The sequence below is a fragment of the Teichococcus rhizosphaerae genome, assembly GCF_002631185.1.
Taxonomy (GTDB): domain Bacteria; phylum Pseudomonadota; class Alphaproteobacteria; order Acetobacterales; family Acetobacteraceae; genus Pseudoroseomonas; species Pseudoroseomonas rhizosphaerae.
This window is the reverse complement of the sequence record NZ_PDNU01000078.1, coordinates 1-12,466: the sequence shown is the minus strand read 5'-3', so window position 1 is coordinate 12,466 and position 12,466 is coordinate 1. Positions and strand designations below refer to the sequence as shown.

Below are 12,466 nucleotides of genomic sequence, written 5' to 3'. Positions count from 1 at the left end.
CCGCGGCCCCGGCCCGGCGCTCGCCCCGTGCACCTCATCGTTGACAGCACGGGGTTGAAGCTGTGCGGCGCGGGCGAATGGCTGACCGAGAAGCACGGGACCAGGACACGGAGGTCATGGTACAAGTTGCACATCGGTGTGGACGCTGACACCGGGCAGATCATGGCGGCGACGCTAACCACGAGCGACGTGGACGACGCCTCGCAGGTTGGGCCCTTGCTCGATCAGATCATCGCACCGGTCGCCTCGTTCACGGCCGATGGCGCCTACGACCAGGACGGCGTCTACGCTGAGGTGACCACACGGCATCCTGATGCTGCGGTGATCGTCCCACCACGGTCCAGTGCCGTGCCGAGCGCCACGGCCGAAACGGCGCCGACGCAGCGCGACCAACATCTTCGGGCCATCGCGGAGCGCGGGCGCATGGGCTGGCAGAAGGTGTCTGGCTACAACTCGCGTGCTCTGGTCGAGGCGGACATCAGCAGGTTCAAGCGGGTCATCGGTGGCGCGCTGCGTTCGCGCACCGACGAGCGCCGTGCGACCGAGGTGGCCGTCGCTGTCAGTGTGCTGAACCGTATGCTTGAGCTTGGACGCCCGGAGTATATCCGCATCACGTGACCGAAATGCGCCTGTGGCTCACTGCGCTTGCAAGCTGATCTGTGCAACGCAGTCATCTGAGCGGCATCCAAGTCTGATGGACAGGGAGCTCTAATCGTGAGCCTCGCCGGTTCGGGCAGAGATGGGCGGGGGTGGTGAGACCGTATGTCCTCCGCTAGCGCCGGTGGCCCGTCCGAGGACGCGCGGTGAACGAAGGCGGCCTGCGGAGGAAAATCTGTCTTTCATGCCTAAAGTGGTCTGCTTGCTCCTTCTAAGCTGATCTATTCATTAGATCGGTCGCGCAGCACCTGGTCCGGTCGGATGTTCCTTTGGTCACTCCGCAGCAGAATCGGGCAGTGGTAGGGTGGTTGCGGCGGCACTCTGAGCTGCCGCTCGTGGCAATGGAGCTTTGGGCCGAGTGCCTTCAGTGCATGTGCCAGGGCACGGGAGACATTCTCATCTCGCGCACTGCTCTTGCGGCGGCAGCCAACACAAGCCCAGACGAGGTATCGCGCGTCATGTCCGAGCTGGAGAGTATCGGCGCCATACGCCGCCACCGCGAGAAGATACCGGGACTCCGCGGACCGGGGCGAGCCCGCTATCAGGTCAATCTGAACGTCAGTACTCGCATCCCGTCTCGAGCCGGCCGGCCCTCATCGCCGTAACCTACGACCACCGCTTTGGGACGACGCTGTCCGGTTAGGATCGTGACCTCGCCCATGGCCGAAGGCGCCAACCCTCCTCCACTCATGGCGGCCGACGAAGGCAACGGCATCTACCGTCTGCACTTGGAGTTGCCGATGCGGGCGACCGCCGGGCTACCCTGACAGCGCCGGTTCACGGCGAAATGCCTCCGGCCCGCGGCACCTTCCCAATTGGGGTCAGGTAGCTCTCAGGCGCCCGGACGGAATCCTGGATTGTGACATCGAGTGGCAGGGCGATGAGAGGCCGGGGCTCATTTGCAGCGATCACTGCGAGGTCGTGGTGCTGGAAGCACTGGCTTGGTGCATGCCACCGCTCATGCTGCGGGCGACGCTTTCGCTCGCTGCCTGCATCACTCGCCCGACGGAGAGCTTCATGCGCTACGCCTGCCCGAAGCCGCCCGCGGGCGACCAAGAGCGGCGCGACGGCGGACGTGTAAGCGCCGCACCGGCAGAGGCAGGGGAGCCGCGCGCCTAGACGAGGTTTCGCGCAATGGCCTGGATCGGCTTCATGCCTTCGCCGAAACGCGCGATAGCCTCCCGGTTCGCCTTGAGCTCGCCGTAGGGCAGATAGTGCACCTTGAGGTCGGCGATGCGGGAGAACGCGGGCCGCGCAAGCTGTGCCTTCACCTCGCCCTCGCGGCCGTCCGGCGCCACGAGGAACATGCCCTCCAAGGCGTGCGCCTCAGGGCCGAGCGCGAGGTCCAGCATGCGTACAATCCCTGAGTAGATAGACGTTGTGTGCTCCACCTCGAAGGCAGCGACGATCCGTCCCGTCTCCTTGGCCAGCCAGAGGACGTCGATGAGCCGGACGGCGTCGGCACCCGGCGCTTGCCCGACAGCCGCTGGAAGCTCGCCCAGGCAGCCATCGCCCAGCTTGCCGCCGTCCAGCGGCCGGTTCCGGTCGTTCGCGGCGATCCAGACGTCGTAACCCAAGGACTTACCCAGGTCCCGGAGGCAGCCCTGGACCGCGGTATGGGTCTCGTCCTCCTCACGGGCCTCGGCCAGTGCCTTGGCGGCCCTCGCGCCCGCCTCGCGGACGAGGGCAAGGTCTGCCTGCCAGGCGGCCCGGGCGTCCGGGTCGTCCTCTCGGGGCGGCGCCGGGTAGCGGCCGCTGCCGAGGTCGAACAGCAGGCCGCCGATGGCACCCAGGTCGTTCGACAGCAGGTTGCGGTGCTTGGCGTTGAGGGCGAGGATTCCTTGCCGCATGGCCAGGTACTCGTCCCACCGGCCCAGCTTCACCTTCGCGCCGGTGAGGGCGTTGTAACCGTTGACAATGGCGGTGTTGAACGGCGGCACGATGGTGGGATGCAGGAAGTAGAGGAGGTTGGCGACCGCCGGACCGAGGCCCTTGATGGCTTTGGCGTCGATCTCCCGTACGGCGGCGATAACCTGCAACTCGGTGTTGCAGCAGACGCAGGTGTCGAGCAGGCGGCCGAAGGCGCGCTGGTTCTCCGGGTTCTCATAGATGTCGGGGATGCGGAGCTTCGGCTTCCAGAGGAAGGCGTGGTCCGCACCCTTGAAGATCTGCCGCTGCTCTGCGACGGAGTGGACCACGGTCTCCAGGGACGATCCGCGGTAGGCGACGCCAAAGGTCCCGGCCTCTATCTCGGTCACAACCTGCTGGATGCCGCGCCTGATAGAGCGGAAGTTCTTGACCCGCTCCTCCCAAAGAAACCAGCTCCGGTAGGTGGCGCCGGGGTCGTCGCGCCAGCGCGTCAGCAAGGGGGTCATCACATCGGGCGAACTCGCCCACGGTCCTCCAGAGTTCAGGAGGGCTGCCGAGACTTGCATTTCTTCGTTCCGAGGCCCGCCGAAACTGGCGGTGTGTTCCCATGCAACGATGATCCAGGCGAAGTCTACTCGCAAGAGGGTCGGCAGTTCCGGCGGTCTGGCGTGGTGCGTGATGGCGACTTGCGCTGCCAGCATCTGGGGTGCACCACGCCATCTCCAAACAGCAGCACCGGCCATCTCGCGGACGAGCGATCTTGCGGTCCCGGCGGACGCTTGAGGGCGGGTAAACACTAGCTCCTCATTTACATCAATTTGTTGCGGCGCGTTGCGCGGGCTGACTTGGAGGCACCGAAATTCCGTTTGAAATCCACTGTTTGCTTAAAGACACCACATCTCTCGATAGCGTCCCGGCCCTTGTGCCGGACCTTCAGCGTCTGGCTGGACCAAACCCTCTCTCCGGATGGGAGTTTTGCGCTGAGCTGTGTGAGGCGGTCCGAACTGCTCGGCTCCGCTTGACTCAGGTTATAGGCCGCATCCAGGAGACAGCCTGATGCATGTACAAGAGATGATAAGCTCGCACCCGCATGTGCAGGGCAGTACCAACGACGTGCTCATCCGGTGCATCGAGGAATGCTACTCGTGCGCGCAAACCTGCACTTCATGTGCCGATGCCTGCCTCGGTGAGAAGATGCTCGAGCAGCTGACGCAGTGCATCCGTCTCAACCTGGACTGCGCCGACGTCTGCGCTTCAACCGGCTCGGTCGCGACACGCCGGACCGGTTCCAATGAGCAAGTGATCAAGCAGATGTTGACCGCTTGCGAGACTGCTTGCCGTCTCTGTGGCGAGGAATGCGAGCGCCACGCCAGCCACCATGAGCACTGCCGGATCTGTGCTGAGGCCTGCCGCCGCTGCACGCAGGCGTGCCAGGAGGCGGCCCGCAGCATCACCTGATGCACGGTGTCCGGCGACCCACGCAGGGTGCGTTGGAAGCTGCAACAGAGTCAGCGGCACGGCCGGGCGCCGAGCGGTGCCGGGGGTGTGTTGTCCTCGCCAGCCGGTGGGCGCCCGAGGGCCACCTTTAAGGAACTGCGCCCGTCGTGAGGCGCGCACTTGAAAGGCCGAGTTTTCGTGCCGGAGGGGAGCCGCGCCCACTCTCCTACGGTGAACGCCTGAGCATGCCTCGTCATGGAGAACACGATGAGCATTGCGGACCTGAACTCTCGCGCCGGTTTCTTCCTGTCCTTCTTGGGAGACTTCGTCGCAGATGCCCAACGTCGTGCAAGCGATGGCCTGAATCTCGACTTCCACAGCGGTGACACCTTCTACGACCTCGCAGTCGGCGGCAGCGCGGACGACCAGATTGATGGCAGCAGCGCCATCAACTTCTCCTGGGGCCTGGGTGGTGCCGACCGCCTGGGCGGCGGTGAAGAAGACGATGTGCTCCATGGGGATGCGGGAGCGGACCTCATCTCGGGGAACTTGGGCGCCGACGAGGTCGAGGGTGGCCCGGGGAACGACGCCCTCTACGGTGGCCTCGGCGCCGACACGGTGCGCGGCGGTCCGGGGAACGACTACCTTGACGAGGGCGAGGGCCACAGCACCGTCGATGGCGAGGGAGGTGACGACACCTTGGTCGGAGGCGGTGGCCCCGACGCCTTCATGGTCGGCCGCACAAGCGGCGACGACGTCATCAAGGACTTCACCGCGGGCCCAGGGATGTTCGACCACCTCGCGATCATGGACGGCCTGCGGTGGGAGGATCTGTCGTTCGCCGACACGGCAGACGGTGTGCGGATCAGCTGGGAGGGCGGTTCCGTCCTGCTGGAGGGTGTAGCCCGGTCCGAACTCGCCCAGGATGACTTCATGTTCGCGGATTCACCGGACCTCCCTCCGGGCCTGCGGGATCCTGCGGGACCAACTGCGGAGCGGGCGACGCCGAGCGTGGCGGGGCCTGAAATCTCCGGCAATGAGGAATCCGGCCGGTTGTTTGACTTCCTGGCAGACACCCTGTTCTCAAACCAGCGGTTGAGTCTCGACTTCGACGAGTACGCGGTGACACGGGGCACGGACCGTGCCGATGAAGTCACCGGGACTGAAATGTCGGACACGGTATCCGGCCTGGGCGGCGACGACAGCGTCTCGGCCCTCGGCGGGGACGACCACATCCAGGGTGACGATGGCAATGACACGCTGGACGGCGGGGACGGCCGGGACCGCGTGGTTGGCGGGGGCGGCGATGACCGGCTGTTGGGCGGGGCCGAATCCGACGAGCTGATGGGAGGCGACGGGGACGACTATCTCGACGAAGGGGCGGCGCACGGCATGCTGGAGGGCGGCATGGGCGATGACACCCTCGTCGGCGGTGCAGGGGCCGATGCCTTCATGGTGTCGCCCGACAGCGGCAATGACGAGGTGCTGGACTTTGTGGCCACAGGGGATGCCCAGGGTGCCTTCGACCACATCGCCTTCATGGGCATCCGAGCGGATGACGTGAGCGTCCAGGATACGGATCGTGGCGCCCTTGTGAGCTGGGACGTTGATGGAGAGGTCGGATCCGACGGATCCATCCTGCTGGTCGATGTTCCCCTTAGCAACTTGCGGCAGAGTGACTTCATGTTTGAGGACGCGCCGCAGTTCGTGGCCGGAGTGAGTGACTTCGGATCCTGGTACATCTTCCCGGACAGCTCAGGCCCCATCGCCTGAGAGCACGCCCCGGCAAACCTCGGGCAGCGCCTTGAGGAAGGCCGGGGCGAACCGGCCCTAGGTCGTTCAGGAACATCTGTCATCCCAGTGAAATATCTTGATGTGGGGCGGCAAAGCGCCCGCAATGTGCACCCCCTATCTTGGCTTTGTCGGCGGGAATCGCTGACCCTGAGCTTCGCGCCCGGGGTGATATTGCGGGCCGTCGAGCGCAGCTGCTCCTCGGCCGCTTTGCTCGCAGCTGCAACCTCCGCTTGGGAGCGCGCCGCCTGTTCGGCCTGCTGGCGCTGTCTCTTGGTCTCGGCATCATCGCAAGCCGCTAGGGTGAGCGCCGTCATCAACAGCGACGCCATGATCCTCAGGCGCATGCATCAGCCCTTTGCTGTGGGATGGCTCAGGAAGCTGCAACGCGAGCAGGACCCGCCCGAAGGGCTGGTCTTGCTCAAGTGTGACCGCACCATCGCGTGCGAGTTCGAGCCCCGCCACAAGGGTGCTGGCCAGCGCTGCCCGGATCCGGATGGGCCGGTCCCTTGCGCTGTCTGGAATCGGTGGCAAGCAGTGCTCCAGCGGCAAGGCTGCCGGGGTCTGCTGGAGCAGCACGGTGATGCGCCTGAGGGCGTCCGGGATGCGCCAGAAGTCGGGCAGCGTGGGCCGGTAGGAGGGTGGCGGTTCGGCCCCCTGCCCTTCCCGCCCCTCCAGCAGGGTGAGCGTCGCCTCCAAGAAGCCGACATAGAGCTCCGCCTGCGGCCGGGCCTGCGGTGGGGTGGCTTGCCCGCGTCCGAACACCCCCTGCCCGAGCTGCGGCCGTGCCGCGAGCCAGGCCGCCGCCGCCCGCATGCGGGCAAGCTCGTCCAGCAGGTCGAGCTTCCGGGTGGCGGCCGCCTCCGCCGCTTCGGCCTCCTGCGCGTTGGCCGGGGCCAGCAGCTGCGCCTTCAGCAGCAGCAGCTGGCTCGCCATCACCAGCCAGTCCGCCCGCCGCTCCAGCCGGATCCCTCCCCCGCTGGCCTCAATCGCCGCGACCAGCTGGTCGGTCAGGGTGAGGATCGAGAGCCGGCCGAGGTCGACCCGTTGCCGCCGCACCATCTCGAGCAGGAAGTCGAGCGGTCCTTCGAAGCCCTCCACGCTCAGATGCGGGGCGGCCTCGCTTGCGAGGGGGCGGCCGCCCCTCCCCTCCCCCTCCCAGCCCTCGATCTCGAGGGTGGCGGCTTCAGACACGGGCGCTCCGCCCAGGCCGGGCCGGCTTGGCCGTCCGACCTGGCCCCTCGCGGTCCGCCCCGGCGCCCCGACTCACGGCGCGTCCCGCGTCCGCGCCCGGCGCATAGTGCGGCTGCAGGCCGAAGGCGAGATCGGGTGAGGCCCGGCGGAGCCGGGCCACGGCCTGCCAGGGCGACCAGTCCGCCGACCAGAAGCCGACCCGCCACTGGCCCATCTTCTTCTTCCGCCCGTCCAGCGTGCTCGGCAGCACGGCGGCATGGCGGAGCGGACGGGTCGTTCCCCAGTGCGCCCGCAGCCAGTCGCGACTGGCGCCCTCCTCCGGCCCGAGGGCGAGGATGGCGGCGGGGATCGGCAGCAGCCGGTGCAGGTCGAAGGGGCAGGAGCGGTCGGTCGCCATCCGGGCCAGCGCCCGCTGGTGGTTCAGGGCCACCGCTTCGCGGAGGCGCCGCGCCAGCAGCTTGGCCCCGGCGAGGCTGATCGCCCGCACCCCGTCCGGCGGCCCGGCCATCGGCAGTAGGAACTCCTCCTCGAGGGCGTCGAGGTCGAGCGTCCACGGGATCACGCCCGGACCGGCCGCGGCCGCCTGGAACGGCGCGACCGCCTCCGTGGGTCCGCTGACGGTCAGGGTGTTCCACAGCCAGTCCACCGGGACCGGGGTCGGCTGCCAGGGCCGCTCGGGCGGGTCGGGCTCCGGGCGGGGGACGGCGCGACCCCTCCCCTCCCCCTCCGCCTCGAGGGCACCGGTCACAGGTCGAGCAGCCGCGCCGGGCTGTCGCGGGTGATCTTCGCCCGCCGGCGGTAGCCCTGGGTGGTGGCCAGGCTCTTCTGCCGGGTGTGGTGCATCACCTGCTCGTCCAGCGCGCCCTTCAGATAGGCCTCGGTGATGAAGCCCGCCCGCAGCCCGTGCGGCGACAGCCGTTCGGTTTCGTCCACCGTGAGTCGGGCCAGCGTCGCCCGCCGCCGCAGGATCTTCCACACCCCCTGCGGGCTCAGCCGATCCTCCAGCGCCCCGCCCGGGCTGAGCCGCCGGAACACCGCCCCCCACTCGATCCGCGTCCGGCGGAGCCAGGCTTCCACCGCCCGCACCGGGCAGGAGAGCGGGTTCAGCCCGCGCGGGATGCCGATCGTCGCCCCCTCCCCCTCCTGGTCGCGCTTGGAGCGGGGGAGGAACACCGTCATCCCCTCGCTCGTGAAGCGCAGGTGCTCGCGATTGATCGCGACCAGCTCCGAGCGCCGCAGCGCGCCGGCGAAGCCCAGCAGCAGCAGCGCCTGGTCGCGCAGGCCGGCGGTGTCGCTCCCGCAGCTCGCCAGCAGCCGCTTCACCTCGGCCGAGGTTAGGGCCGCGGCCGGACGGGCGGGCTTGCCGTGCGTCGCGAGGATACCGCGCAGGGTGGCGCTGATCGCCGGGTGCCGCGTCTCCCAGGGATGGCCGGCCTGCCGGTGGTGGTGGGCGATGGCGGCGAGCCGCCGGCGCAGCCCGCTGCGCCCGAGGGTTTGGGCGAGGCTGGCGAGATGGCCGGCCACGACAACCGGCGGCGCCGGGAGCGGGGCGATGCCGCCGGCCGCGCACCACCCGCAGAAGGCGCGCCAGTCCGACTCATAGGCCCGCTTCGTGTTCTCCGAGAGCGCCCGGCCGGCATAGCCGGCCGCCTGGGCGAGGGCCTCGCCCACCGGGCCCGCGAGCACGGCCAGCGCCTCGGGCGGGAGCGCCTCCGGCACCAGGCGCCGGACCGCCGGGGGGAGTGGCTTGGACCCGGCACCGTTGGGCGGCGTCACGGCAGGTCCCACGGGTTCATCAGGATCAGGCCGAGACCGTCGAAATCAGCGGTGTTCCGGGTGGCCAAGGCCGCGCCGTGGGCCAGGGCCATGCCGCCAATCAGGCCATCGGCCATGGCGATCGGCCGACCGGCCGCTTCGCGGGCGGCCCGCGCCCGCGCGTCGTGGACCGCGCAACTCGCATCAAACGGCAGGACCCGCTCCGCGAAGCCCTCGGCGAGAAGGCGCGCGAACAGGGCCTCAAGGCCGGCGCGGCGCTGGCCCTCCGGCAGACGGGCGAGGCCGTAGCGGATCTCCGCGACGACGAGGCTCGGCAGGAACAGCGTCTCCAGCGGCCGGGCGGCCAGAAAGCCCATGACCCGGGCGTCCGGATGCGGCCGCATCAGTTCGGAGACGACGTTGGTGTCGAGGAGGATCACCGCGCCTCGCCGCCGAAGAGCGGCGGCCGCTCCCGCTCCGCGGTGCGTGGCGGCAGGGCGAGGTCGATCCCGTGTTCGGGGCCAAAGAGGCGCGCGGCGATGGCGGGCAGCGTTTCGCGGCCCGCGGCCTCGCGGGCGATGGCGGCGCGCAGGAGCTCGCGCGCCTCCTCCTCAAGGGAGCGGCGGTGCCGACGCGCCCGCGCCTTCAGCTGGTCGCGCAGGGCCTCGTCGACATTCCGGATCAACAAGCTTGCCATGCCGTCCCCCTCGTTCCACACAGCATGCTATCAAATGCTAGCAAAATTCGCCAGGCCGCTATTATCGGACAAAAACGGGGACTCGTCCCCCCGAGCCCCTGCCCTCGTCTGCCGGTCCAGAGAACGCCCCCAGCGCCCGCCGCTCCGGCCATCGTCAGTGTGCCCGGACCGGCCCGCCCATGGCAATCCGCCCCTCTCCGCCCCTTGGGCACGATAAAGAGGGATTATCGTGTCTGACTTTTCGCTAAGCGCCTGGACTTCCCCAGGAGAAGTGGAGAGCGCTCAGGTAAGTTCATGATCACCTGGAGGCCACCGGCCTCGATCAGGCGGGAGGTGGCGCTGCGTAGCAAACCGCCGCGTTCCTGGTGGTCCCAGCATCTACCATTCTCTGCTTGTCCCGGGTGCCGGCCTGCGCCAGCCGGAAGAGGCTAGCGATGACCTAGCGAACCAGGACGCCCTTTTCCGGCGGCTTTAGCAACCAAATCGGCCTCCTCGAACGGTCACCGCAGGACCAGACGGTACAAGCTGTGTCAGCCATACCCGCATCTTCTACTCCTGCAGCTTATGCCACCTTGAAACATATGGCATCACAGGCCATAGTGACACATGGATGCCATTCGCCTGCACGCCGAGAAGCTAGTGTTCGCGGACGGCGCGATCCGGGAGGAAGTCATCTGGCGCGTACCGTCGCCGGTGCCTCCCAGCGAGCATGGCTACAAGTATCGACTGGTCTACGTGGTGAACGGAACCAGGGTCATCGGGTACGACAACGAGCGCGGCAAAGGCGATCATCGGCACCACCACGGAGCGGAGCATCCTTATCAGTTCCGTGGCTTGGCTGCCCTTCTGGACGACTTCCGCGCCGAGGTTGAGCAGGAAAGGAGCCAGGCATGAGCAAGGTGACCATTCATTTCGCGGTCGATCGCCAGAGGGCTGATCATGACAGCCTCGCGCGCCTGCTGGAGGCGGACGCCCGCTACAACCGCGGGGAAGAGGTCGAGGCCGAGGACCACGTCACGTTCGAGTCGTTCGAGATGCTGCTCAGCGCACTGTCTCCCAAGCGTCTGGAATTGCTCCGTCACCTGCACCAGCATCCAGCGCGCAGCACCAAGGCCCTGGCCGAAGCGATCGACCGCGACTATCGCCGTGTGCATGACGATGTTGCGGCTCTGGCGCAGATTGGGCTGATCGAGCGGGATGGCACAGCGCTGCGGGCACCGCATGATGAGATCGCCTTCGCGCTCTCCCTCAGTGCACCGGCTAAGGCTGCATGATGACAGCAAAGGCGCCAAAGCTGGCGCCTACCAGCTCACATTGTTTCCACCAGCATCGACACCACTCACCTCAGGTGAGCCGCGTCGATGCTGGCTGTTGCCAGTAGATCCTAGGTTCGTAGCGAAAGGCTTGAGGGCTTCCAGATGAGCGTGATGGATGGTTCCAGTGAAGCCACTCCCGAGGCAAGCGAAGCCACCTCAGATCTGCCCCTGGCTGCCCCACAGCCGCCACCTGTCCTCATCAGGGCTTCGCTACAGCCATCCATTAACCTAGCGCTCTGGCACAACCATGTTCCGGCACTGACGGAACTGTCGTGGAGCGGCCCCCAATTCGACCGGACAGGCGGCGCAACCGTGAGGGCCTAGGCGCAAGCCTAGGCGTGCGCCTATGTCGAAGCCCATCGAGCGCGTCGAAATCATCACCGGCCGGGAGCGCCGGAGGCGATACACTGCCCAGGAGAAGGTCCGGCTGGTCGAGGAGACGATGCAGCCCGGCATGACAGTCTCGGCTGTCGCCCGGCTCCACGGCGTCTCTCCCAGCCTGCTGTTCGGGTGGAGGCGGCGCATGGCCGAGGGTGGCCTGGAGGCGGTCAGGGCCGACGAGGACGTGGTGGCCGCGAGCCGCGTCCGCGAGCTCGAGGCGAAGGTGCGCGAGCTAGAGCGTCTTCTCGGCCGCAAGACGATGGAGGCCGAGATCCTCCGTGAGGCCCTGGAGGCCGCGCGCCCAAAAAAACACGCGTTGCGCTTGCCGTCGCCGCCTCCGGGAGGTTCCCGGTGAAGGCCGTGGCCGACACGCTCGGCGTCGCCCGGTCCAACCTGGTCGAGGGGCTCCGGCGCCCTGAGCGGCCGCGGCGTGGCTCCTACCGCCGTGCCGAGGACGAGGCCGTGCTGGCCGAGATCCGCGCCATCACAGATGCCCGACCCACCTATGGCTACCGCCGCGTCACCGCCCTGCTGAACCGGGCCAGGCGCAGTTCCGGCGAGCCGCCCCTCAATCACAAGCGCATCTTCCGACTGATGCGCCTCTCCTCAATGCTGCTGCAGCCCCACACCGGCAGGCGACCGATCCGTGCCCACGAGGGCACCGTCATCGCGCCTGCCTCCAACCAGCGCTGGGCCTCTGATGGGCTGGAGATCCCCTGCTGGAACGGCGAGGTCGTCCGCGTGGCCTTTGCCATCGACACCCATGACCGCGAGATCATGGCCTGGGTTGCCACCTCAGGCGGCGGCATCTCCGGCGAGATGATCCGCGACATGATGCTCGACTGCGTCGAGCGCCGGTTCGACGCCATCCGCGCCCCGCAGCCCGTCCAGTGGCTCGCCGACAACGGCTCCGCCTACACCGCTGCGGAGACAGTCGACTTCGCCGCCGCTCTGAACCTCGTCCCGTGCTTCACGCCGGTCCGCAGCCCCGAGAGCAACGGCGTCTGCGAGGCCTTCGTGAAGACCCTGAAGCGCGACTATGCCCGTGTGAACCCCAGGCCGGACGCCATCTCCGTCCTGCAGCAAATCCCCGCCTGGTTCGAGGACTACAACACCGTCCATCCCCACTCCGGCTTGCGCATGCGTTCGCCGCGTGAGTTCATCGCCGAGCAGTCAGCCAACCAAGCCCCCTGTCCGGTTTGATGGGGGCCACTCCATGTCGATCGAGAACAGGGGTACGGAAACCCTGCGCGATGTGACCGTGGAGTTGCGCAGCAACCCACCTGCCATCCGGCCGCACACCTGGCGCCTGCAGCAGCTGATGCCGGGCCAGATCCGGCCGGTCAATGATCTCGACCTGCCGCTGGAT

At 67.9% G+C, this 12,466-nt stretch carries 13 protein-coding genes; 7 read left to right on the top strand and 6 right to left on the bottom strand.

The annotated features are described in order from the left end of the window. Positions 1-618 (top strand): IS5 family transposase (locus tag CR162_RS21010; RefSeq protein WP_141563275.1); only part of this gene is annotated, 618 nt, incomplete at its 5' end. Between the two features lie 380 nt (positions 619-998). Further along, positions 999-1,262 carry a helix-turn-helix domain-containing protein gene (locus CR162_RS23295; RefSeq protein WP_367604169.1) on the top strand — a complete coding sequence of 88 codons (264 nt, stop codon included), beginning with the start codon at positions 999-1,001 and terminating at the stop codon, positions 1,260-1,262. A gap of 510 nt (positions 1,263-1,772) precedes the next feature. Here CR162_RS23295 and CR162_RS21005 read toward each other — a convergent pair. Next, positions 1,773-3,032 (bottom strand): type II restriction endonuclease, encoded by a 1,260-nt coding sequence (locus tag CR162_RS21005; protein ID WP_073140105.1) that lies wholly within the window; start codon positions 3,030-3,032, stop codon positions 1,773-1,775. Between the two features lie 550 nt (positions 3,033-3,582). Between CR162_RS21005 and CR162_RS21000 the strand changes: the two genes are divergently transcribed. Both CR162_RS21000 and CR162_RS20995 read left to right on the top strand, forming a co-directional pair. Further along, positions 3,583-3,984, top strand: coding sequence for a four-helix bundle copper-binding protein (locus tag CR162_RS21000; RefSeq protein WP_073140108.1), 402 nt, complete (start codon positions 3,583-3,585; stop codon positions 3,982-3,984). A gap of 234 nt (positions 3,985-4,218) precedes the next feature. Further along, positions 4,219-5,736, top strand: coding sequence for a calcium-binding protein (locus tag CR162_RS20995; RefSeq protein WP_245870521.1), 1,518 nt, complete (start codon positions 4,219-4,221; stop codon positions 5,734-5,736). 303 nt (positions 5,737-6,039) lie between these two features. On the opposite strand, the gene CR162_RS20990 is transcribed toward CR162_RS20995, so the two are convergent. From CR162_RS20990 to CR162_RS20970, 5 genes are read right to left on the bottom strand one after another with little or no spacing between them, the layout of a single operon-like run. After that, positions 6,040-6,948 (bottom strand): segregation/condensation protein A, encoded by a 909-nt coding sequence (locus tag CR162_RS20990; RefSeq protein WP_073140111.1) that lies wholly within the window; start codon positions 6,946-6,948, stop codon positions 6,040-6,042. Then, positions 6,941-7,696, bottom strand: a complete 756-nt coding sequence (locus tag CR162_RS20985; protein WP_073140113.1) for a hypothetical protein — start codon at positions 7,694-7,696, stop codon at positions 6,941-6,943. Before CR162_RS20985 ends, CR162_RS20990 begins: the two co-directional genes overlap by 8 nt. Next, positions 7,693-8,667 carry a tyrosine-type recombinase/integrase gene (locus CR162_RS20980; protein WP_176559974.1) on the bottom strand — a complete coding sequence of 325 codons (975 nt, stop codon included), beginning with the start codon at positions 8,665-8,667 and terminating at the stop codon, positions 7,693-7,695. Before CR162_RS20980 ends, CR162_RS20985 begins: the two co-directional genes overlap by 4 nt. A gap of 53 nt (positions 8,668-8,720) precedes the next feature. After that, positions 8,721-9,143, bottom strand: a complete 423-nt coding sequence (locus CR162_RS20975; RefSeq protein WP_073140115.1) for a type II toxin-antitoxin system VapC family toxin — start codon at positions 9,141-9,143, stop codon at positions 8,721-8,723. Further along, positions 9,140-9,400, bottom strand: a complete 261-nt coding sequence (locus CR162_RS20970; RefSeq protein ID WP_073140149.1) for a FitA-like ribbon-helix-helix domain-containing protein — start codon at positions 9,398-9,400, stop codon at positions 9,140-9,142. Before CR162_RS20970 ends, CR162_RS20975 begins: the two co-directional genes overlap by 4 nt. A 606-nt stretch (positions 9,401-10,006) precedes the next feature. Between CR162_RS20970 and CR162_RS20965 the strand changes: the two genes are divergently transcribed. From CR162_RS20965 to CR162_RS20955, 3 genes are all read left to right on the top strand, one after another. Continuing rightward, positions 10,007-10,294: a toxin-antitoxin system TumE family protein gene (locus CR162_RS20965; RefSeq protein WP_099097439.1), complete on the top strand. Its 288-nt coding sequence runs from the start codon at positions 10,007-10,009 to the stop codon at positions 10,292-10,294. After that, positions 10,291-10,674, top strand: a complete 384-nt coding sequence (locus CR162_RS22565) for an HVO_A0114 family putative DNA-binding protein (RefSeq protein ID WP_176559973.1) — start codon at positions 10,291-10,293, stop codon at positions 10,672-10,674. Before CR162_RS20965 ends, CR162_RS22565 begins: the two co-directional genes overlap by 4 nt. A gap of 388 nt (positions 10,675-11,062) precedes the next feature. Next, a protein-coding gene (locus CR162_RS20955; protein WP_245870520.1) for an IS3 family transposase occupies positions 11,063-12,300 on the top strand; the annotation gives its coding sequence in 2 pieces (ribosomal slippage) (positions 11,063-11,399 and positions 11,399-12,300; 1,239 coding nt in all). The last annotated feature ends 166 nt before the right edge of the window (positions 12,301-12,466 follow it).